This is a genomic window from Bradyrhizobium sp. (assembly GCF_016219575.1).
Taxonomy (GTDB): Bacteria; Pseudomonadota; Alphaproteobacteria; order Rhizobiales; family Xanthobacteraceae; genus Bradyrhizobium.
The window spans coordinates 18,390-38,449 of record NZ_JACRMG010000010.1 but is presented as its reverse complement, the minus strand read 5'-3'; the positions used below and the strand labels follow the sequence as shown (position 1 = coordinate 38,449).

The window sequence follows — 20,060 nt, the reverse complement described above, 5'->3', positions numbered from 1 at the left end:
CTGGACCTGATCATGTCAACGCGGCAGGCGATCCCACTCTCTCCGGTCCGGGCCATGGCCAGGCCAGGCATTGCACGCAAGGCGCTCGCCGCCGCGCTGGTCGCAGCCGGCATTTTCGCCGTGCTGGCCTATCTCGCAACTCCAGGCGTTCCGCGCGGCGTCCGCAATCTGTCGGGTGGTCCAGCGAAACTCAGCGCCTTCGCCGACGAGAATGGCGCCTCAGTTTCGATCGAGGCGTTTCGCGGCAAGGTCCTGGTTCTGAATTTGTGGGCGGCCTGGTGCGTCCCGTGCATCCAGGAAATGCCGTCGCTCGACCGTCTTGCAGCCCGCATGCCTGCAGAATCCTTCGCGATCGTCGCAGTGAACCAGGACAAGGGCAGCGAGGCCACAGCCAGACACGCATTCAAGCGCATGAACCTTCAAACATTGAAGCTCTATCTCGACCCATCCCGTGCGCTTTCGCGCGAGATCGGTACGCGCGGCATGCCGACGACCGTCATTTTCGGTCCGCTGGGAGAGCCGCTCTCCTACCGCGAAGGCGCCGCCGAATGGGACAGCGAGGATTTCGTCCGCTATCTCGAATCGCTGTCCCCACGCGCGCCGGGCCCGAGACGAACCGCGGGAGCATCCGACTGAGACCATCGGACGCCACGGCATGGGTTCGACGCGGCGGCACAAGATCGCGGGCGCTACTGCGCCTCGCTCGGCTTGGCGCCGGACGCTTCCACCAGCTTCGCCACCCGCGGCAAATCCGTGGCGAACAGCTTCGCATGCGCCTCCGCCGACAGCTCCTTGTCCGGATAGGGCACCGTGCCGAGCTGCTTGAACTTGGCGACGACCTCGGGATCGGTGACCGCCTTGCGCAGCGCGTCATTGAGGGCTGCGACGATTTCCTTCGGCGTGCCCTTCACCACGTAAAGCCCGTGCCACATGGTGTAATTGATCTCGGGCATGCCGAGCTCGGCCGTGGTCGGCACGTCCTTCAGTTCGCGGAGCCGCGTTGTCGAGGTGATCGCGATGCCGTGCAGCATCCCGCCCTGCACCTGCTGGATCGCGTTGGTCACCTGGTCCCACAGCAGGTCGATCTGTCCGGCCAGCAGATCGGTGATCGCCGGGTTCGAGCCGCGATAGGCGACGAAGGTCGGCTTGAAGCCGAGCACGTTGCCCATCATCACCCCGCAGAGATGGCTGTTGGTGCCGATGCCGCCATGGGCGAAATTGGCCTTGCCGCCCTGCTCCCTGATCCAGGCCACGAAGTCCGATGGCTTCTGCCCCGGGATCGACTTGCGTCCCACCAGCAGCATCGGCGCGTTGTTGACGAGGCCGACCGGCTCGAAATCCTTCTCCGTGTCGTAGCGCAGATTGGTGAACAGGCTGGGAGCGGCGAGCAGCGCGACGTGGTTGATCAGGACCGCGGTTCCGTTCGGCTCGGAACGCGCGACGCGCTCGTTGGCGCGCGTACCGCCGGCGCCGACCACGTTCTCGATCACCACGGGCTGCCCCAGCGCGCGCGACATTTGGTTGCCGATCAGGCGCGCAACGGTATCGGTGCCGCCGCCGGCCGAATACGGCACAACCAGCGTGACCTGCCGCGTGATCGCCTGCGCCGAGACATCGTCGATGCCCATGACTGACAGCAGCCCTGCCACAAGCCACGCGATACAGCCGCACCGCCAAATCATGGTCGCCCTCCCTGCTTTTCTTTTGGGCGAATCGTATCGTTCCGATGCAGCTCGAGGCAACTGGCAAGACCTGATGATCGCAACCAAATGCAGGCGCGACGTCCGAAAAAGCAAAGCGAATTCAAGCCCTCGCCCGCGCAATCCGGGCAATTCTGGGGTTTGCCGGAAAAATGCCCGGTTCCGGGGTGACAAGCCGCTCGGGAATGGGCGACAATCTCTCGGAAATTGTGGTGTGAGAATTCTACCCTTGGGAACCGCGTCAGGCGCGTTGCTTTCTATTGCCGCGATCGGGGGCCTGCTGGTGCTGGCGCCGCCGAGCGCGCATGCCCAATGGTGGCGCAGCGCGCCGGCCGATTTCGAGGACTGCGCCGCGCTGGCCGAAAAGGCGGCGACCAGGGAAGAGAAAACCGCGAAACTTTCCGAGTGCAACGCCAAGTTCGCCGGCCGCCGCAAGCCAGGCGGCGGCTACACCTATTTCGACTTCATGCAGAACCGCAATTTCGACATTGCGGGACCGAATCCGACGCCGGAAGAGCAGAAGAAGATCGACGAGGAGTACATCGCCTATCTCGAGCGCGAGCGCCGCAACAGCGCTGCCGCCGCGTTCGCGGCGAAGCACCAGGAGCAGAAGCAACAGCAGTTGCAGCGGGTTTCGCTGAAGAGCGACGAAAAGGTGCCGGTTCCGGTGGCAAGCCCCGCAAAGCAGCCCCCGCGCGCCGCGACCGATCCGCCGCGCACGCGCTCGATGAGCGGCTGCGCCAAGGGCACCTTCTCCTGCGACTGGCCGCGGATCTCGGAAGGGATCAACGACATCAAGAAGCTGTTCGGCGCGACGCCGAACAAGGGCAAGAAGAGCTGACGCGGGACGATCTCCTCCACGTCATTCCGGGGCATGACAGTGTGACATCAGTCCGTGATCACCATCGCCCAGAATTTCCGGTACGGTGATTTGGGATTGTCGGCATAGGCGACGCCGACGCGGCGCGCGCCCTTCATCAGCAGGTTCTCGCGATGGCCGCGCGAATCCTCCCACTGCTTCAGCATCTCCTCGAATTTCAGGAAACCGGCGCCGATGTTCTCGGCGGCCAGCCGCCGCTTCAGCGGCGCCACGCGGGTGCCGAAAAAGCCGGCCGCGTTGTGGCTGACCGCGCCTGACTTCGCCATCGCCGTGGCCTGCTTCAGCGCGAGCTCGTTCAGCTTGCCGTCGAGCTTCACCGCCGGCAGGCGATGCTTGCTGCGATAGGCGCTGATCGCGCCGGCATAGTCGGCGGCGCGGACTTCGGCCGCAAAGCCGAGCAGGACGCAAAGCACCAGAAAGAGCCGCATGCCGCGCCGTTACTGCGATGGCGACTTCTTCGGCTTCGGCTTTGGCGGACGCGGCGCCGGCGTGTAGATCCTGTTCGAGCTTGCACGGCTCTCCTGCAGCCGCGCGTCATAACCGGGTGACGGCGTCGCCGTCGGCGGAACGGCATGCGCGGGCGACAAGAGCGCGCCGATCGCGAGCGCCGCAAGCGCTGTCCACATCTGCTTCATGTCGATCCTCCAGTGGGCGGGAGATTCGTCCCGCATCGGCGCAATTTCAAGGCAATTGCGCGGGCATGCCAGTCATCCGGGTACCTCTCGCCCGCGCAACAGGCCGATTGCAGGCGCCGCGCCGGCTACCCAATGAAACGGGTTCCGGCCCTGCCTTGTAACCATCATGGGGCACCGCTATCTTTTCGCCGCGGGGCGGAAGTATTTGCGGGAGACCACCATGGGTTTGCTCGACATCTTGAACGGCATGCAGAACGGCCCGCGCGGCCCCTCCAGGCCAAGCACGGATACCAGCGGCGGCGGCATGTCGCCGATGACGATGGCGATCCTGGCGCTGCTCGCCTGGAAGGCGATGAAGCATTTTGGCGGCAGCAAGCCGGGTACCGCGCCGGGCTCCGCACCGCCGCCGATGCCCTCGCCCAAGACTATCAATGCCGGCATGCCCGGCGGCGCGGGCGGCGGCCTGAGCGATCTCATGAAGGGCGGGCTCGGCGGCCTGCTCGCGGGCGGCGCAGCCGGCAGCATCCTGTCCGGCGGACTCGGCGATCTCGTGAAGCAATTGCAGCAGGGCGGCCAGGGCGAGGTCGCCAATTCATGGGTCGGCAAGGGCCAGAACAAGCCGATCGCGCCCGGCGATCTCGCCAGTGCGCTCGGCGCCGACCAGATCGATGCGATCGCCTCGCAAAGCGGTATGTCGCGCGACGAGTTGCTGCAAGGGCTCAGCCAATACCTGCCCGACGTGGTCGATCAGCTCACGCCGGATGGGCGGCTGCCGGATGAAAAAGAATTGTCGAAATGGATCTAGAGCATGATCCCGACCCGAAGGGCCGCGTTAGCGCAAAGTGGGAACCGGCTTTCGGAAGAGATCATGCTCAAAATATAGGGCGCGGTTTATGAAAAGGGGCTCACCATGAGCGGCATCATCTGGATCATCGTCATCGGCTTCGTCGCCGGCATCATCGCGCGCATGCTATCGCCGGGGCCGAACAACCCGAGCGGGTTCATCCTGACCACGCTGCTCGGCATTGCCGGCGCCTTCCTCGCGACCTGGATCGGTCAGATGGTCGGCTACTATGACACCGGTCCGAGCGCCCAGGGCGCCGGCTTCATCACCGCCACCATCGGCGCGCTGGTGGTGCTGTTCATCTGGAACCGGCTGGTCGCGCGCGGCACGATACCGGACTGGAATAAATGACGGCGTAGCAGTCATCCCGGGGCGATGCGAAAGCATCGAACCCGGGATCTCGAGATTCTCAGGGGCGCAAGGGCGCCCCAGAGTTCACGCTTCGCGTGCCCCGGAATGACAGTCCTCACTGAATCAAATGCATCCCCGCATCCATGCGCACGTACTCCCCGGTCATCTGGCCGGACTGCGGCAGCGCGAGGAAGCAGACCAGCTGCGCAATATCCTCGGCCGTTGACGCCGACTTCAGCGGCACCCGCGCAATCACCATGTCGCGCACCTGCTTGGCGCCGGCCTCGCCGCGGCCCTTGGTGAACCAGGGCGTATCGATATAGCCGGGACACACCGTGTTGACGCGGATCAGCGGCGCCAGCGCGCGCGCCAGGGATTGGGTCATCGTGTTGAGCGCGCCCTTGCTCGCGGCATAGGCCACCGACGAGCCGCCGCCGGAAATGCCGGCCACCGACGAGACGTTGACCACCGCAGACGAACGGCCGCTTGCCTTGGCGCCCGCTTCCAGCAGCGACCGCGCGGCGCGGATCATCTGGAACGGCCCGATGGTGTTGACGGCATAGATGCGCTGAAAATCCTCCGCCGACAGCCCGTCGAGATCGTGATGCGGCACATGTTTCGTGGTGCCGGCATTGTTGACGAGAATGTCGAGCTTGCCCCAGCCGTTCGCAGCGGCCGCGATCTTCTTGCAGTCATCGTCGCGCGAGACGTCGCCCTGCACCACCAGCACCTCGGCGCCGGCCTTGCGGCAGAGATCGGCGGTTTCCTCCGCTTCCTTCTTGCTGTTGGAATAGTTGACGACGATCTTGCCACCGCCGGTGGCCAGAATAGCCGCGGTCGCGGCTCCCAATCCCGAAGCCGACCCCGTCACGATCGCGTACAAGCCATCCCTGGACATTCGTTTCCTCTTGTTGTCTTGAGCTGAATTTCAGCCGGTGGCATACCATACCGCGCGGCAAAGTCAGGGCAAATCGATACTCCGCTCGATGGAATAAGAGCAGCCCCGCGCGGCATATTCCAACGGTGCAAGCGGCCCTGCTTCCGGCGCTTGTCAGGCCTATGGCTTTTCCTCATCATAAAGCGCAAGAAAAGACCGCACCCGGCCGGCGGAAACGCTGGCCGCGGAGCCAATCAACATCGGGGAGCGCCGTGGCGGAGAGTGAGAACATTGTCGTCGAGACCGCGGAGAAGATTTTCGCCGATCTCGCCGACGCCCAGACCATCAATCACGACAAGAAGGGCGCGTGGAAAGCGCCGCTGTGGCAGGCGCTGAGCGAGGCCGGCCTGCCGCTCGCCTGGGTAGCCGAGGATTGCGGCGGCTCCGGCGCGAGCCTGGCCGAGGGTTTCGCCGTGCTGAACGCCGCCGGCCGCCACGCCATCGCAGTCCCCCTGGCCGAAACCATGCTTGCGGGCTGGCTGCTGGAGCAGGCCAAAATCTCCTCGCCCGAAGGCGAGATGACGCTGGCTCCCGCCACGCCAAAGGACCGCATCGCCCTCAACGCCGACGGCACCCTCTCCGGCCGCGCCCGCAGCGTGCCGTTTGCCAAGGCCGCAAAGCACTTCGCGGTGCTGGCCGGCAACTCGATCGCGCTGGTCGATGCCGCCAAATGCCGGATCGAAGCCGGCATCGGCCTTGGCGGCGACAACAGCGACACCGTCGTGTTCGACAAGACCGAGGCGCTGACGGTGAAGCCGGCGCCGAAAGGCTTCGACCAGGCCCAGTTGATGCTGATGGGCGGCGTGGTGCGTAGCTTGCAGATTGCCGGCGCGCTGGAGGCGATGCTGGAGATCAGCGTGCGCTATTCCAACGAGCGCGTCGCCTTCGAGAAGAAGATCTCGAAATTCCAGGCGGTGCAGCACAATCTCGCGAGACTCGCCGGTGAATCCGCCGCCGCGCTTGCCGCTGCAACGTCGGCCGCCGATACCATCGCCAACTCGAAGGGCTTTGACGACGCTTACTTCCTCGAAGCCGCCGCGGCAAAAATCCGCTGCTCGGAAGCGGCCGAAAAGGGTGGCGCCATCGCCCATCAGGTGCACGGCGCGATCGGCTTCACCATCGAGCACATCCTGCATCGCTATTCGCTGCGCGCGCTCGCCTGGCGCGACGATTTCGGCTCGGAAAGCTACTGGGCCGTCGAGCTCGGGAAACTGGTCGCCGACCGCGGCGCCGATGAATTGTGGCCGCTGGTGGCCTCGCGCTGATCCCTGATACGAGACACACAATGACCGCTGCCCTCCGTTTCGATCCGATCCGCCTGCCGGAAAAATGCGAACAGCTGCGCAAGGAAGTGCGCGCCTTCCTGGCCGAGGAAATCGCCGCCGGCACTTTCGATCCGCACCAGCCCAACCGCGAAGACACCGACGCCCCGGAATTCTCCCGCCGCGTCGGCGCCAAGGGCTGGCTCGGCATGACCTGGCCGAAGAAGTACGGCGGGCAGGAACGCTCCTTCCTCGAGCGCTATGTCGTCACCGAGGAAATGCGCGTGGCCAATGCGCCGACGCGCCGCTTCTTCGTCGCCGACCGCCAGAGCGGCCCGGTGTTGCTGAAATACGCGCCCGAGCACGTCAAGATGGACATCCTGCCGCGCATCTGCCGCGGCGAGATCTGCTTTGCCATCGGCATGAGCGAGCCGAATTCCGGCTCCGACCTGTTCGCGGCGAAGACCCGCGCCACCAAGACCGACGGCGGCTATCTCATCAACGGCACCAAGATCTGGACCTCGTCGGCGCATATCGCCGACTACATGATCGCCATCTTCCGCACCTCGCCGCCGACCAAGGAAAACCGCCGCCACGGTCTCACCCAGTTCCTGGTCAAGATGAAGCAGCCGGGCATCCAGGTGAACCCGATCGGCCAGATCACCGGGCAGTATGAATTCAACGAGGTCGTCTTCACCGACTATTTCGTGCCCGACGATCACGTGCTCGGCGAGGTCGACGGCGCCTGGAAGCAGGCGACCTCGGAGCTCGCCTACGAACGTTCCGGCCCCGAGCGTTTCCTGGAAACCTATTATGTGCTGACCGAACTGGTCCGCGCCGTCGGCAAGAATCCGGATACGCGTTCCGCCGAAGGCATCGGCCGGCTGGTGGCGCAGGTGCACACCATGCGCCGGATGTCGGTCTCGGTGGCCGGCATGCTGCAGGCCGGCAAGGAGCCGGTGGTGGAGGCCTCGATCGTCAAGGATATCGGCACGATCTGGGAGCAGCAGTTGCCGCACCGCGTGCGCGATCTTGCCGCCTTTGTCGAGGAGACAGCGACCAACCGCGAGACGCTGGAAAAGCAGCTCTCGTTTGCGATCAAGACCGCACCGAAGCTCACCATCCAGGGCGGCACCACCGAGGTGCTGCGCGGCATCATCGCCCGCGGACTTGGTTTGCGCTAATTCAACGAGGAAACGTCATGACCAAATACACGGATGTCGGCGTCGAGAAGCACGGCCATGTCGGCCTGATCGAAATCAGGAAGCCGCCGCTGAATTTCTTCGACGTGTCGCTGATCAACCAGATCGCGGACGCGCTTGAAGAGTTCGATCGCGATGTCGAAATCCGCGCCTCGGTGCTGGCGGCTTCCGGCAAGGCATTCTGCGCCGGCGCCGATTTTTCCGATCCGAAGCGCAAGGAACAGGAAGAACAGGCGGAGCGCGATCCGGCGGCGAACCTGCCGATCAACCATCTCTATGTGCAGGCGGTGCGCATCTTCCGCAACAAGAAGCCGATCGTCGCGGCCGTGCATGGTGCCGCCATCGGCGGCGGCCTCGGCCTTGCCGTCTCCGCCGACTTCCGCGTCACCTGCCCGGAAGCGCGGTTTGCCGCCAACTTCACCAAGCTCGGCTTCCATCCCGGCTTCGGCCTCACCACCACGCTGCCGGAGCTGGTCGGCAGGAACAACGCCGAGCTGATTTTCTACACCAGCCGCCGCGTCACCGGCGAGGAAGCCACGAAGATGGGCCTTGCCAATGTCTGCGTGCCGCAGGACCAGGTGCGGGCTGAAGCGATGAAGCTGGCCAACGAGATCGCCGAATGCTCGCCGCTCGGCCTGATCTCCACCCGCGCCACCATGCGCGCCGGCCTCGCCGACCGCGTGCTCGCCGCCACCAACCATGAGCTGGCGGAACAGACCAAGCTGCGCGCCACGGAAGACTTCAAGGAAGGCGTCAAGGCCACCGCCGAACGCCGCGTGGCGAACTTCAAGGGGCGTTAGGTCCACGCAGCATACCGGGCATCCTCCGCCGGCTGCTGAGCAGCCGGTTCCCGGTCTTGCCGTGCGAGGATGAGGTGCCGCCGCGCGCTAATCATGCGCCGCGCGTCTTGCGTCAATTTTACGACAATCGGGCATTCTCTTCACAACGCCGGCGGCAGCGGGTCAATGCGCCGCGGAAAGTCCGGCCGCGAAAACGCTTGCAACTTTAGATGTTTCACAAGAGGATACGCTCGTTCATTTTGGCGCGCCCCGCCGGGGCCGGATTTTCATCGTCATTTTTGCGTGCTGCCTATTGAAGGAGCTGGCCATGAGTTCGTCCAGGCTTGAGCGACTGCGCACCTACAATGCATTCATCCGCGGCCTGGATCCGGAACTCGCCCAGGAAGGCGTCGATGTGGCGCGGAGCACTCCGGTCCCGGAGTCGGCGGGGCCCGCGGAGCCGGGCGCGTCGGACGTGGTCCAGGAAAGCATTATCCTCAGGACCACGCGCCCGGTGCTGGAAATTCGCGAGAACGAGACTGTCCTCAAATTCGAGGACCAGGCTGACAGCGCGATCTGGACCGACCGCCTGACCAAGGCAAAGCCATTTCTCGACAAGGCCATACGCGCCGTCGGCCGCATCAATCTGCAGGGAGCGCGCCTCGACTGGGTAGGCACCGGCTGGCTCGTCGCCCCCAACATCATGGTCACCAATCGTCACGTCGCACGCGAGTTTGCCGCCCGAAGAGGTGACGGATACACCTTCCAGGTCGGTCTTGACGGCCCGATCGGCGCGGATGCCGATTTCCTCCAGGAGATCCGCAATCCGGCCAGGCTGGTCTTCAAGCTGGTCCGGCCGTTGTACATCGAGGACGAGCCCGGCCCCGACGTGTCGTTTTTCGAGATCGAGGTCACCAGCGGCAACGCCAGGCTGGCGGATCCCATCGCGCTCGCAACTGAAATCGCGGCCACCCAGAACGTGGCCACCATCGGCTATCCCGCCTATGACAGCCGGATTCCCGAGCCGAGCCTGATGGAAGAAATCTTCGGCAAGACCTACAACAAGAAGCGGCTTGCGCCGGGGGGCATCACCGAAGTCAGGCCGACGCTCCTGCTGCACAATTGCACCACGCTGGGCGGCAATTCCGGCTCGGCCGTCGTCGATCTCGACAGCGGCAAGGCGCTCGGACTGCATTTCAGCGGCAGCTTCCTCGCAACCAACTATGCGGTACCCGCCGACGTCGTGAAGCGCCTGCTCGACAAGGTGCGCAGCGGGCGCACCGGCCGTGTCGAGGCGCCGAGGCCAGCGCCACTTGCCGCCGCCCCGGCGGCCGGCCGCGTCCCTGCCCCGAGAATCGCGCGAAGCGCCGGTGGCAGCACCAGCATCACCATTCCCCTGACGGTGACGGTATCGCTGGGAGACGCGGCTGCGCCCGCCCCCCGCAACGTCAGGGCAATGCCTGCCGTGCCGGCCGATGGCGGCGACGGCGCGGTGGGAGGCGACGAAGCCGTTGCCGAGGACTATCGCGATCGCGAAGGCTACCAGCCTGACTTTCTCGGAGACGGCAGTTCCAAGGTCGGCCTGCCCTCGGTAACGCGGGCTGCGGACGATGTGCTCGAATTCGCGTTCGAAGGCGATACGCTGACCGAGCTGAAATATCTGCACTATTCGGTCGTGATGAGTCGCAGCCGCCGGATGTGCTTCTTCAGCGCCGTGAACATCGACGGCAATCTGTCGAAGAAGAGCGCACGCGTCGGCTGGAAATGGGATCCCCGCATTCCCAAGGCGCAGCAGATCATGAACGAATGCTACGGCAGTCCGCCGAAATTCAGCCGCGGTCACATGACCCGGCGGGAGGATCCCGGCTGGGGAAGGACCGCGAGCACGGCCAAGAAGGGCAACGAGGATTCGATGCACGTCACCAACACGACGCCGCAAATGCAGGCGTTCAACGCGCCGATCTGGCTGGCGCTGGAGGACTACGCGCTGCAGCATGCGCGTGAGGACGAAATGAAGATTTCGGTGTTCACGGGCCCTTACTTCGACAGGCGCGATCCGGAGATGTACGGCGTGCGTATCCCGCTGGCGTTCTGGAAGATCATCGCGTTCATCCACGACGAAACCGGCAAGCTGTGCGCGACCGGCTACGAAATGAACCAGGAGTCCAATCTCCAGCCGGAGGAGGAGTTCGTGTTCGGCCAGTTTGTCTCGCCTCAGCTCAAGGTCGCGACCCAGGTTTCGATCCGGTCGATCGAAGCGCGCAGCGGCATCAGCTTCGGCCGGCTGGCGAGCGTCGATCCGCTGGCCGGCGGCGAGGAAGGACTTGGCGAAGGGCTCGCGATCTCCCTGGAAGCGCTGGAGCAGATCAGGTTCGTGCGCTGAGAGGCGATGCAAGATGCCCGTCGTCGATGAATCGCCGTTTCCCTTTGCAAAGCCCATGGCGCTGGAGCTGGTCCGCGTCATGGCGGGAATATTCCGGACCGAACGGGAGGCGGTGACGTTCACCGCGCCGTTCGGGATCGATGAACTCGACGTTCCGCCCGGGCTGAGCCCGATAGATCTCTGGTATCACCTGCTCCGCAAGCTCGCGGTGGCTGGCGCCGTACGCCGGGTCGTTGGTGCGACGCGCGAAAAATTTCCCAACAATCCGCACGCCTCGTTTCTCGATGCATTGCTTGCCGACAGGCTCGCACCCGTCAGCGCGGAGCCGATGCCCGGGGAAGGGACTCCCGGTGCCGTGTTCAACGACAGCGTCACCGAACCGGAAGCATTGCTGTTCTTCGACGACCTGACCATTCCTGTGGGCCACGTCGTGAACCTGATCGCCACCCTGACAAAGGTGACGGCGATGGCCCCTGCCGTGTGCCTGCTGCGGGTCCAGAATCCGTTTGGATCGTATTTCGGCACCGGCTTTCGCATCGGCGAGCGGCTGATTCTCACCAACCATCATGTGCTGTTTCCGCGCGACACTGTCGCCACCAGCGTGCAGGCGGATTTCGGGTTCGACGTCGCGGCCGACGGCGCGGCGCTTGCCGTAACTTCGCTTGCGGGGATCGTGGGCACGATCAAGGGTGAGGCGCAGGATGACTGGGCCGTGATCGAGGTCGCCGATATGCGCCCGGAATGGCCGAAACTGCCGCTCGAAGCAGCGCCTGCTCCGCAAATCGGCGACCTTGCCTATATCCTGCAGCATCCGGGCGGCCACCAAAAGCGACTCGGCTTCGTCCGCAACACGATCAGCAACGTCAATGACGGCGTGGTCCGCTACCTCACCGATACGGAACCCGGTTCGTCGGGCGCACCCGTCTTCGATACGGCAGGAAGGCTGATTGCGCTGCACCATGCAGGAGGCCGTCCGGTCGAGATCGCCGGCAAGCCGCCCGTGGCAAAGAACGAAGGGATTCGTATCAGCCGCGTTGCCGAGCGATTGAGGAGCAGCGGCATTCTTGCTTAAATTGCAGGTGTCGCAGATCCGCAACCGAAATTGCCTGTTCGGACGATAGCGGAAACAATGCCTGATCCGCGGGCATGGATCGCGCGATCGGGGCTGATGTGAGGGCGAGCAAGATGTCGATCATCGACAAGTCTCCATTTCCCTTTTCCGAGCCGGACGGCGAAAAGCTAACGCGCGTAATGGCCGGCATTTATACGGACTACGACGATGCGGTGACGTTTGCTGGAAAATTCGAGGTCGATGCATTGGGCATTCCGGCCGGTCTGGCACCGCTGGATATATGGCGCGAGCTGCTCGAGCGCCTCGCGCGATCGGGCAAGGTTCGCGCAGCGGTCGAGGCCACGCGCAAGAAATGGCCGGGCAACGAGCATGCACCGTTCCTGGATGCCTTGCTGGCACAGAAGCCCAGCCGCATCCAGATCGTACTCGACAGCAGGCCGTTTGGCTGGCTGAAGACAAGCGGTCAGTTCCTGGCGGCACAAGCGAAGTTCTTCGCAGGGCTTCTGGTTTGCATGATCCTGGTTGCCGTGTTCTTCATCCTGGTTCCCGACGATGAAATCGCCATAAAGCCCGTCGATGAGGGCGGCGCGCGTGCGCGATTCGTCAACCTGCAATATGAACCGCGAAAGGGCGGTCCCTCCGGTCAAAGAAAGCTGTTGCAGGCTCCGGACGAGGATGGATTCTTCCGGATTCAGCATGGCGACATAGCCGAGCCACCCCAGATCGAACTTGTTCTCGACGAAGCCAGCCTGCCGCCGCGATGGGTAGGCAACAGCAAGGAGACGGTGCTCAAGGTCGTGAAGGTCAACTACGAAGAAGTCGGAGTTCCACTCTGGAACAAGACCCGCAAATTGTTCTTGTATGTGAAGCTTCAGTCCTATTGAGGCAACGTTCGAAGGAGACCCGCAATGAGACCGCAGGTATTCGTTATCGTCGTCTCTCTGGCTGCAATCGAGCCGGCGACAGCAGGCGGCCTGCTGGACAAGGTGCAGGACAACATCAAGGGTCTGGTTGCGAAAGATCTAGACGCCAGGACCGGCGCGCGCGACATCATCAAACAGCAATATGAACTTTCGCCGGTTCCGGAACAAACTGCGGTAACTGACGCGTTGCTCCAGAAGGTACAGTCGTCCCCCAACTCCGACGACAGGGCGGGGGCTGCCATTGCCTTGTCGAAGTTGACGTCGCCCTGGGTGGCCAGCGATCACGACAATAAGCTGAAGGCCCTCTACCAAACGTACCTGGACACGCAAGATCCTAGCTTGCGTCGATCTATCGACGACGCGCTTTCGAACGCGAAGGGCCTGTATCTCGACGCCATCAACGATTTCAACAGCGACAACGTCGCGAATCCCGCAGGAACCGCCGCAAAATTCCAGCGCATGCCCGACAACTTCCCGAAAAGCCGCTACGCGGCCAGTTCTGCCTACTACCTAGGGCAATATTGGACGCGCGTCGGGTTCATCCGGTCGAATTTTGCGGACAACATTCCCAAGTCCGACACCGCGTTCACAAGCTTCATCCAGCGTTCAAACAACGGAGATTTTGCAAGCCAGAATTTCCTGACCGACGCCTATTTCTTCAAGGCGCTGAACAGGATTCTCGTCGGCAAGGAGAATGAGACGCTGGCGCAGCTTGCCGACATGAAGGGGGGGCTCGGCACGCGCAATCCCAACATTTACGTCTATCAGCTGTTCTACAAGACCAGGGACAAGACGACCGAGGTCGACCGGTATATCCCCGCGCAAACCCTCATCGAAGCCACCGTGAAATTCATTCAGGCCAACCCCGGCCGGCTTCCGGAAGCGCAGAGCGAGTTGGCAAAGCAATTGCAGTCGCTGACCAAGAGCTGAGCACGGAGCGAACCGGAGACGGCGCACTCCCTCCCGATCCGGACCGGCGACGACGGGTTCAAGCGGCCAATCTGAACGTTACCCCGCACAGATCGAACGCATCGCCGTCGACCTTGCATCCCCTGGCTTTCGCGGCTTCGCGCACTTTGGCGACATCGGCGACGCGGAACGTCAGTCCCGTCATCAGGTCGACCGGCCCCTTGACGAAGCGGAACGTCGCATTCGGCAATTTGAGGACCGGGCCGTCCGCGCCCCTGGTCACGGCCACGCCGACGATCCTGCCCCAATGCTCGGCCAACGCCTGCGGATCGGGGCCCTGCATCTCGACCTCGGTCAGCGCGACCGTCGTATCCTTGCGGATGTGCTTCTGCCAGTCCGGCCCGGCCGGCGGATAGGTCCCGAGCACGTCGTCGCTGCCGTCGGTGTGGTTGAACTCGATGAAGGCGGCGCGGCAGTCGCGCGGGTGCAACTGCACGCCGTGATAAGGCACGTGCGTGATGACGTTTGCCGTGCGCACGCCCATCGCATTGGCTTTGGCGCCGCGCGCGTCCGGGTCTTCGCAGCAGAAGATCGCCATGTAGCCGCCGCGATTTCCCGTCTTGTCCAGGAAGCGGCCGGCAGCCGTACCTTCCTTCGTCGGCGCGACCACCTCCAGCAGGATGGTGTCGACCGGCAGCAGCGCGTTCTCCAGCCCGTATTTCGCGACGTTGCCGTCGCGATAGCAGATGGAGAGGCCCATAATGGCGGCGATGTCGGAGATCACGGGCTCCAGATGCGGCGCCACCAGGCAGATCTGCCGCAGGCGCATGTACTCCGCCATCGTCACGCTCCCTGGAATGCCGGCTTGCGCTTCTCGACGAATGCCTTGGCTGCCTCCTTGTGATCGGCGGTTTCGCCGGCGCGGGTGTGATGGAATGCTTCGCCGTCGAAGCAGGCCTCCAGCGACATGCTCTCGGCATTGTTGATGTTGCGCTTGATGAAGCCAAGCGCAATCGACGGCCCATGTGCCAGCGACATCGCCAGCTCCCGCGCGGCTTCCTCAATTTCCGCGTCCGGCACGACTTTGGTCACCATGCCGAGATTGAAGGCCTCCTGCGCGGTCAGGACCGGCGACAGCAGATAGAGCTCGCGCGCTTTGGCGCTGCCGAGCAGCTGGGTCAGGAAATAGGTGCCGCCGTAATCGCCGGAGAAGCCTACCTTGGCGAAGGCGGTGGTGATCTTGCAGGAGGCGCTCGCCACCCTGAGGTCGCAGGACAGCGCAATCGACAGTCCCGCGCCTGCCGCCGCACCGTCGAGTTGCGCCACCACGGGCTTCGGCATCTGGTGCAGGATGCGCGAGACCTCCATGCCCTTGCGCAGGTTTGCCAGCTTGGCCTCGAACGGCAGCGGCGCGCGCCCCTCCGCCATCGACTTGACGTCGCCGCCGACGCAGAAGGTGCCGCCTGCGCCCTTGATCAGCACCGCGCGCACCTCGTGGTCGTCGGCCGCGCGGCGCGCCGCCTCGACCAGTCCGTGTGTCATGTCGGGATTGAGCGCGTTGCGCCGCTCCGGACGGTTCATGGTGATGGTCAGCAAACCCTTGTCGAGATTCTGGAGGACCATTTCGTTTGCGCTCATGGTGTGGCTTTCGTTGTTGCAGGAAATTCGTCTTTCGTCATCGCGAGCGACTTGTCCGCCGTAGCTCGAAGAGCGAAGGCGGAAGCGAAGCAATCCATCTTGCCGCAAGGAAGTATGGATTGCTTCGTCGCTTCGCTCCTCGCAATGACGGTCGGGCGGGTCGCCCTGATGCTATTTCTTCACCAGCGGACAGCGCGACAGCTCCAGCGGCTGGAACGCCTGGTCGCCTGGAACCGTGCCGACCAGCTTGTAGTAATCCCAGCGCGCCTTGGACTCGGACGGCTTCTTGACGTCGAACAGGTACATGTCGTGCACCATGCGGCCGTCCGCGCGGATCTTGCCGTTCTTGGCGAACATGTCGTTGATCGGCGTTTCCTTCATCGTCTTGATGACGGCATCGGCCTCCGTGGTGCCGGCGGCCTTCACCGCTTTCAGATAATGCGTCACCGAGGAATAGACGCCGGCCTGCGCGGTGGTCGGCGGCCGCTTGACGCGCTCCATGAAGCGCTTCGAGAACGCGCGCGTCTCGTCGTTGAGATCCCAGTAGAAGGCCTCCGACAGCAGCAGGCCCTGCGCGGTCTCGAGGCCAATGCTGTCGATGTCGGTGATGAAGACGAGCAGCGGCGAGGCCTTCTGGCCGCCCTTCATCAGGCCGAACTCGGCGGCCTGCTTGATCGCGTTGATGGTGTCGCCGCCGGCATTGGCAAGGCCGATCACCTTGGCCTTCGAGGCCTGCGCCTGCAGCAGGAAGGACGAAAAGTCGGACGTGTTGAGGGGATGGCGCACGCTGCCCAGCACCTTGCCGCCGTTCTTGGTCACGACGTTGGTGGTGTCCTTTTCCAGCGCCTGTCCGAAGGCATAGTCGGCGGTCAGGAAGAACCAGGTGTCGAGGCCGGACTTCACCGCCGCAAGCCCGGTCACATTGGCCTGCCCGAAGGTGTCGTAGGTGTAGTGCACGGTATAGGTACCGCAGGCCTCGTTGGTGAGCGCGATGGTGGCGGGGCCGTTGAAGATGACGATCTTCTTCCGCGCCTTGGCGATCTCGCCGGCGGCGAGCGCGGTGGCGGATGCCGCGACGTCGAACAGCATCTCGACGCCCTGGTTGTCGAGCATGTCGCGCGCGAGGTTGGCGGCGACGTCGGCCTTGTTGAGGTGGTCGGCGACGACGATCTCGACCTTGCGGCCCAGCACCTCGCCGCCAAAATCTTCCACCGCCATTTTCGCCGCGGTCTCGCTGCCGGTGCCGGTGATGTCGGCATAGAGACCGGACATATCGAGGATGCCGCCGAGCTTGAGCGGCGCCTTGGTCTGCCCCAGCGCCGCTGTTGCCGACATCGCCAGCGCGCAGGCGAAGGCGCCCGCAAGAATCCGTTTCATGAAAGCCTCCCTTTTTCTTGATTTTCTTGCCGCTTGGCGTTGCGGCTTCGCGTTGCCGCGATCATGCCGCATGGTTCTGGGGGCAGCAACCCACGCACCTGCGCATGCCGTCATGCGTGCAGCCGCTATTTCCGCTTAGCGGAATGGATGGGCGGGGCTTCATCCTTCGAGACGCGGCTAGCGCCGCTCCTCAGGATGAGGTCTTCCGCCCGAGCAAGCTGCCAAACCTCTTCGCACAAGCAGCCAGACCCTCATGGTGAGGAGCGGCGCAGCCGCGTCTCGAACCATGAGGCCATAGGCGCATCAGCCTAGGTCAGCAGCCCCTTCCCCGGCACGTGGTTGATCTCCAGGCGAATGCCGTCGGGATCCTCGAACAGCATCGAGTAATAGCCGGGCGCCCACTGATCCTCGCGCGGCGCGCGCACGATCCTGGTCCCGATCGAGGCGAGAAACGCGTGCAGTTCGTCGACATCGGCGCGCTCGCGGGCGCGGAAGCAGAGGTGGTGCAGCCCGATGCGGTTCTGGTCGAAGGCCGCGCCCGCGTTCTCCGGCGACGGCGCGCGAATGGCAACCGCGGTGCGGCCGCCGACGCAATAGAAAACCTGGTCGGAATCGATCATCGGCTTCATCCCGAGAAACGGCAGCAGCTTGCGATAGAATTCGCGCGCGCGCTCGAAATTCGCTGCAGTCAGGAAAATATGCGCGATGCCGTTGATCTCCATCGTCTCCCCCTTCGATGCAATTTGGGATAGCTTTGCCCGCCAGTATCGCCAGCATACAGGAACAGACCGTACCTCGTGCGAATCCGAGCCGCCCTCCTCGCAGTGCTGGCATGCGCAACGTCAGCCGCAGACGCAGCCGGCGCTGCGCCCTGCGCCTTCGAGGTGCAAGGCGAAGGCCGCGTCGCCTCCGTGATCGATGCGCGCAGCCTGCGCCTCGCCGACGGCCGCGAGGTCAGGCTCGCCGGCATCGAGCCGGTTTCGGCGGAAGCGGCCAAACGCACCGCCGCGTTGTCGGCGATCGTGGCCGGCCACGACATCACGCTGCGCGCCGATGACGACGCGCCGGATCGCTATGGCCGCCAGGTCGCCTTCGTGTTCGTCGCGGGCGAGGAACATCCGGTGCAGGCGGCACTGCTGGCACAGGGCGAAGCGTTTGCCGCCGCCGACATCCCGGACAAGGCGTGCGCGGCCGCCCTGCTGGCGGCCGAATCGGCCGGGCGTGCGGCCAAAATGGGCATCTGGGCCAGTGGTTCGGCCACAAAAAACGCGGAAAGTACCGGCGATATCCTGGCTGGGAATGGGCGCTTTATGCTGGTGGAAGGCAGGGTTCTGTCGGTCCGGCAGGCCGGGGCAACGACTTACCTCAACTTCGGCCGCAACTGGACACGGGATTTCGCTGTGACTATTTCACGGCGCATGTTACCGTCTCTCGAGGCGGCCGGGATGGCGCCTAAGTCCCTCGAGAATCGACGGATTCGGGTTCGCGGCTTCATCGAGACGCGGACCGGGCCCAGAATCGAATTGCTCCGGGCGGGGCAACTGGAACTGCTTGTGAACTAGACGGCATGACCCCGAAAAGTGGATACCGGTTTTCGGACAAGATCATGCCCAAATAACAAGAGCGGTTGTGGTGACAGGGACGCGACGGCAAATGGGACGAAAAGGCCGCAGCCTTTGGGCGGCGTCCGCGCTGGTGTGCGCCGCGGTCGGCCTGTCGGCGTGCGGCGACATGAGCCGTTTTTCGACCCCGGGGCCGACGCTGTCGGGGACACCGTCGAAGCCCAACCGCACCGTGGCGCAGACGCCGGCCTCCGAGCGCGAGCACGAGCGCATCCTCGCCTCCTATGGCGGCGTCTATGACGACCCGAGGCTCGAGGCGCTGATCGGCAAGACGGTGGACCGGCTGGTGGCGGCTTCCGACCGCCCCGAACAGGCCTATCGCGTCACCATCCTCAATTCCGGCGCGGTCAATGCCTTCGCGCTGCCGACCGGCCAGCTCTATGTCACGCGCGGCCTCGTCGCGCTGGCGAGCGACACGTCCGAACTGTCTTCCGTGCTCAGCCACGAGATGGCGCATGTGCTGGCCAAGCATGCGGCGATCCGCGAGGACCAGGCGCGGCAGGCGGCGGTGGTGACGCGCGTCGTCACCGACATGAGCAACGATCCCGATCTCACGGCGCTGGCGCTCGCCAAGACGAAGCTGACGATGGCGAGCTTCTCGCGCGCCCAGGAATTCGAGGCCGACGGCATCGGCGTCGGCATTTCCGCCCGCGCGCAGTTCGATCCCTATGGCGCCTCGCGCTTCCTGTCCGCGATGGAGCGCAATGCCGCGCTGAAGGCCGGCAAGACCTCGCTCGATCCGCGCGCGCAGGACTTCCTGTCGTCGCATCCGGCAACGCCCGAGCGCGTGCAGAACGCGCGGGCCAGCGCCCGGCAATACACCTCGCCGCAGGGCGGCGAGCGCGACCGCGAAGCCTATCTCTCGGCGATCGACAACATCGTCTATGGCGAGGACCCCAGCGAGGGTTTCGTGCGCGGCCGCCGCTTCCTGCATCCGAAGCTCGGCTTCACCTTCGCCGCGCCCGAGACCTTCACGCTCGACAACACCGCACAGGCGGTGATCGGCGTGCGCGAGGGCGGCACGCAGGCGATGCGCTTCGACGTGGTGCGCGTGCCGGCGGAACAATCGCTTTCCGCCTATCTCGTTTCCGGCTGGATGGAGAATGTCGACAAGGCCTCGACCGAGGAACTGACGCTCAACGGCTTCCCCGCGGCGTCGGCCACCGCTCATGGCGACCAGTGGCACTTCAAGGTCTATGTGCTGCGCTTCGGCGCCGACGTCTACCGCTTCATCTTCGCCTCGCGGCAGAAATCGACGGAGAGCGAGCGTAACGCGCGCGAGACCGTCAACTCCTTCCGCCGCCTGACCCTGGAGGAAATCCAGGCCGCGCGTCCCCTGCGCATCAAGGTCATCACCGTGCAGCCCGGCGACACCGTGGAGTCGCTCGCCCACCGCATGAGCGGCGTCGATCGCCCGACCGAGCGCTTCCGCATCCTCAACGGCCTCGATGCCCACGCGCAGGTCAAGGTGCGCGACAAGGTGAAGATCGTGGTGGATTGATCTTCGTAGGATGGGTAGAGCGAAGCGAAACCCATCGACTTCCAT

The 20,060-nt window shown here is 64.3% G+C and carries 21 protein-coding genes; 13 read left to right on the top strand and 8 right to left on the bottom strand.

Features of this window, described 5'->3' with window-relative positions; genetic code table 11:
* The first annotated feature begins 54 nt into the window (after positions 1-54).
* A complete protein-coding gene (locus HZB49_RS11400; protein ID WP_291611273.1) occupies positions 55-636 on the top strand; it encodes a TlpA disulfide reductase family protein in 582 nt (193 codons plus the stop codon).
* A gap of 53 nt (positions 637-689) precedes the next feature.
* Here HZB49_RS11400 and HZB49_RS11395 read toward each other — a convergent pair whose 3' ends face one another.
* Positions 690-1,628 (bottom strand): tripartite tricarboxylate transporter substrate-binding protein, encoded by a 939-nt coding sequence (locus HZB49_RS11395; protein WP_291611271.1) that lies wholly within the window; start codon positions 1,626-1,628, stop codon positions 690-692.
* Between the two features lie 301 nt (positions 1,629-1,929).
* On the opposite strand from HZB49_RS11395, the gene HZB49_RS11390 reads away from it, so the two are divergent.
* Entirely contained in the window at positions 1,930-2,541 is a 612-nt protein-coding gene (locus tag HZB49_RS11390) for a hypothetical protein (RefSeq protein ID WP_291611269.1), read from the top strand.
* A gap of 47 nt (positions 2,542-2,588) precedes the next feature.
* On the opposite strand, the gene HZB49_RS11385 is transcribed toward HZB49_RS11390, so the two are convergent.
* Both HZB49_RS11385 and HZB49_RS11380 read right to left on the bottom strand, forming a co-directional pair.
* On the bottom strand, positions 2,589-3,008 hold the full coding sequence (locus tag HZB49_RS11385; protein WP_291611268.1) for a CAP domain-containing protein: 420 nt from the start codon (positions 3,006-3,008) through the stop codon (positions 2,589-2,591).
* Positions 3,009-3,017: 9 nt separating this feature from the next.
* Complete coding sequence (locus HZB49_RS11380) at positions 3,018-3,215, bottom strand: hypothetical protein (protein ID WP_291611266.1); 198 nt, start codon at positions 3,213-3,215, stop codon at positions 3,018-3,020.
* Between the two features lie 220 nt (positions 3,216-3,435).
* Between HZB49_RS11380 and HZB49_RS11375 the strand changes: the two genes are divergently transcribed.
* Positions 3,436-4,020: a YidB family protein gene (locus HZB49_RS11375; RefSeq protein WP_291611264.1), complete on the top strand. Its 585-nt coding sequence runs from the start codon at positions 3,436-3,438 to the stop codon at positions 4,018-4,020.
* Between the two features lie 105 nt (positions 4,021-4,125).
* Positions 4,126-4,410, top strand: a complete 285-nt coding sequence (locus tag HZB49_RS11370; RefSeq protein WP_291611262.1) for a GlsB/YeaQ/YmgE family stress response membrane protein — start codon at positions 4,126-4,128, stop codon at positions 4,408-4,410.
* Between the two features lie 115 nt (positions 4,411-4,525).
* On the opposite strand, the gene HZB49_RS11365 is transcribed toward HZB49_RS11370, so the two are convergent.
* The gene (locus HZB49_RS11365) at positions 4,526-5,308 is read right to left on the bottom strand and encodes an SDR family oxidoreductase (protein ID WP_291611260.1); all 783 of its coding nucleotides are present in this window, start codon (positions 5,306-5,308) and stop codon (positions 4,526-4,528) included.
* A gap of 251 nt (positions 5,309-5,559) precedes the next feature.
* Here HZB49_RS11365 and HZB49_RS11360 point away from each other — a divergent pair, with 251 nt between their 5' ends.
* The 7 genes from HZB49_RS11360 (at position 5,560) to HZB49_RS11330 (ending at position 13,898) form a co-directional block, all read left to right on the top strand.
* A complete protein-coding gene (locus tag HZB49_RS11360; RefSeq protein ID WP_291611258.1) occupies positions 5,560-6,612 on the top strand; it encodes an acyl-CoA dehydrogenase family protein in 1,053 nt (350 codons plus the stop codon).
* Between the two features lie 20 nt (positions 6,613-6,632).
* Positions 6,633-7,793, top strand: coding sequence for an acyl-CoA dehydrogenase family protein (locus HZB49_RS11355; protein WP_291611256.1), 1,161 nt, complete (start codon positions 6,633-6,635; stop codon positions 7,791-7,793).
* Positions 7,794-7,810: 17 nt separating this feature from the next.
* Positions 7,811-8,611 carry an enoyl-CoA hydratase/isomerase family protein gene (locus HZB49_RS11350; RefSeq protein WP_291611254.1) on the top strand — a complete coding sequence of 267 codons (801 nt, stop codon included), beginning with the start codon at positions 7,811-7,813 and terminating at the stop codon, positions 8,609-8,611.
* Positions 8,612-8,918: 307 nt separating this feature from the next.
* The gene (locus tag HZB49_RS11345) at positions 8,919-10,973 is read left to right on the top strand and encodes a DNA/RNA non-specific endonuclease (protein ID WP_291611251.1); all 2,055 of its coding nucleotides are present in this window, start codon (positions 8,919-8,921) and stop codon (positions 10,971-10,973) included.
* 13 nt (positions 10,974-10,986) lie between these two features.
* Complete coding sequence (locus HZB49_RS11340; RefSeq protein WP_291611250.1) at positions 10,987-12,045, top strand: trypsin-like peptidase domain-containing protein; 1,059 nt, start codon at positions 10,987-10,989, stop codon at positions 12,043-12,045.
* Positions 12,046-12,158: 113 nt separating this feature from the next.
* Positions 12,159-12,929: an effector-associated domain EAD1-containing protein gene (locus HZB49_RS11335; RefSeq protein ID WP_291611248.1), complete on the top strand. Its 771-nt coding sequence runs from the start codon at positions 12,159-12,161 to the stop codon at positions 12,927-12,929.
* Between the two features lie 24 nt (positions 12,930-12,953).
* Complete coding sequence (locus HZB49_RS11330) at positions 12,954-13,898, top strand: hypothetical protein (protein WP_291611246.1); 945 nt, start codon at positions 12,954-12,956, stop codon at positions 13,896-13,898.
* Positions 13,899-13,956: 58 nt separating this feature from the next.
* On the opposite strand, the gene HZB49_RS11325 is transcribed toward HZB49_RS11330, so the two are convergent.
* The 4 genes from HZB49_RS11325 to HZB49_RS11310 all read right to left on the bottom strand — a co-directional run bounded on the left by HZB49_RS11325 (position 13,957) and on the right by HZB49_RS11310 (position 17,614).
* Positions 13,957-14,718, bottom strand: coding sequence for a hypothetical protein (locus HZB49_RS11325; RefSeq protein ID WP_291611244.1), 762 nt, complete (start codon positions 14,716-14,718; stop codon positions 13,957-13,959).
* Between the two features lie 2 nt (positions 14,719-14,720).
* A complete protein-coding gene (locus HZB49_RS11320) occupies positions 14,721-15,515 on the bottom strand; it encodes an enoyl-CoA hydratase (RefSeq protein WP_291611242.1) in 795 nt (264 codons plus the stop codon).
* Positions 15,516-15,686: 171 nt separating this feature from the next.
* Positions 15,687-16,892 carry an ABC transporter substrate-binding protein gene (locus tag HZB49_RS11315; protein WP_291611240.1) on the bottom strand — a complete coding sequence of 402 codons (1,206 nt, stop codon included), beginning with the start codon at positions 16,890-16,892 and terminating at the stop codon, positions 15,687-15,689.
* 308 nt (positions 16,893-17,200) lie between these two features.
* Positions 17,201-17,614 carry a VOC family protein gene (locus tag HZB49_RS11310; RefSeq protein ID WP_291611238.1) on the bottom strand — a complete coding sequence of 138 codons (414 nt, stop codon included), beginning with the start codon at positions 17,612-17,614 and terminating at the stop codon, positions 17,201-17,203.
* Between the two features lie 189 nt (positions 17,615-17,803).
* On the opposite strand from HZB49_RS11310, the gene HZB49_RS11305 reads away from it, so the two are divergent.
* Together HZB49_RS11305 and HZB49_RS11300 are read left to right on the top strand one after the other, a co-directional pair.
* Complete coding sequence (locus tag HZB49_RS11305) at positions 17,804-18,454, top strand: thermonuclease family protein (protein WP_365857493.1); 651 nt, start codon at positions 17,804-17,806, stop codon at positions 18,452-18,454.
* Positions 18,455-18,545: 91 nt separating this feature from the next.
* Complete coding sequence (locus tag HZB49_RS11300) at positions 18,546-20,015, top strand: M48 family metalloprotease (protein WP_291611237.1); 1,470 nt, start codon at positions 18,546-18,548, stop codon at positions 20,013-20,015.
* Positions 20,016-20,060: the final 45 nt, after the last annotated feature.

Bases quoted from the DNA above. Each gene is read 5' to 3' on its own strand.
- HZB49_RS11380 (WP_291611266.1), bottom strand. From the start codon at position 3,215: ATGAAGCAGATGTGGACAGCGCTTGCGGCGCTCGCGATCGGCGCGCTC.
- HZB49_RS11325 (WP_291611244.1), bottom strand. From the start codon at position 14,718: ATGGCGGAGTACATGCGCCTGCGGCAGATCTGCCTGGTGGCGCCGCAT.
- HZB49_RS11315 (WP_291611240.1), bottom strand. From the start codon at position 16,892: ATGAAACGGATTCTTGCGGGCGCCTTCGCCTGCGCGCTGGCGATGTCG.
- HZB49_RS11310 (WP_291611238.1), bottom strand. From the start codon at position 17,614: ATGGAGATCAACGGCATCGCGCATATTTTCCTGACTGCAGCGAATTTC.
- HZB49_RS11330 (WP_291611246.1), top strand. From the start codon at position 12,954: ATGAGACCGCAGGTATTCGTTATCGTCGTCTCTCTGGCTGCAATCGAG.
- HZB49_RS11355 (WP_291611256.1), top strand. From the start codon at position 6,633: ATGACCGCTGCCCTCCGTTTCGATCCGATCCGCCTGCCGGAAAAATGC.
- HZB49_RS11375 (WP_291611264.1), top strand. From the start codon at position 3,436: ATGGGTTTGCTCGACATCTTGAACGGCATGCAGAACGGCCCGCGCGGC.
- HZB49_RS11340 (WP_291611250.1), top strand. From the start codon at position 10,987: ATGCCCGTCGTCGATGAATCGCCGTTTCCCTTTGCAAAGCCCATGGCG.
- HZB49_RS11395 (WP_291611271.1), bottom strand. From the start codon at position 1,628: ATGGGCATCGACGATGTCTCGGCGCAGGCGATCACGCGGCAGGTCACG.
- HZB49_RS11400 (WP_291611273.1), top strand. From the start codon at position 55: ATGGCCAGGCCAGGCATTGCACGCAAGGCGCTCGCCGCCGCGCTGGTC.
- HZB49_RS11345 (WP_291611251.1), top strand. From the start codon at position 8,919: ATGAGTTCGTCCAGGCTTGAGCGACTGCGCACCTACAATGCATTCATC.
- HZB49_RS11335 (WP_291611248.1), top strand. From the start codon at position 12,159: ATGTCGATCATCGACAAGTCTCCATTTCCCTTTTCCGAGCCGGACGGC.
- HZB49_RS11385 (WP_291611268.1), bottom strand. From the start codon at position 3,008: ATGCGGCTCTTTCTGGTGCTTTGCGTCCTGCTCGGCTTTGCGGCCGAA.
- HZB49_RS11350 (WP_291611254.1), top strand. From the start codon at position 7,811: ATGACCAAATACACGGATGTCGGCGTCGAGAAGCACGGCCATGTCGGC.
- HZB49_RS11300 (WP_291611237.1), top strand. From the start codon at position 18,546: ATGGGACGAAAAGGCCGCAGCCTTTGGGCGGCGTCCGCGCTGGTGTGC.
- HZB49_RS11320 (WP_291611242.1), bottom strand. From the start codon at position 15,515: ATGAGCGCAAACGAAATGGTCCTCCAGAATCTCGACAAGGGTTTGCTG.
- HZB49_RS11370 (WP_291611262.1), top strand. From the start codon at position 4,126: ATGAGCGGCATCATCTGGATCATCGTCATCGGCTTCGTCGCCGGCATC.
- HZB49_RS11365 (WP_291611260.1), bottom strand. From the start codon at position 5,308: ATGTCCAGGGATGGCTTGTACGCGATCGTGACGGGGTCGGCTTCGGGA.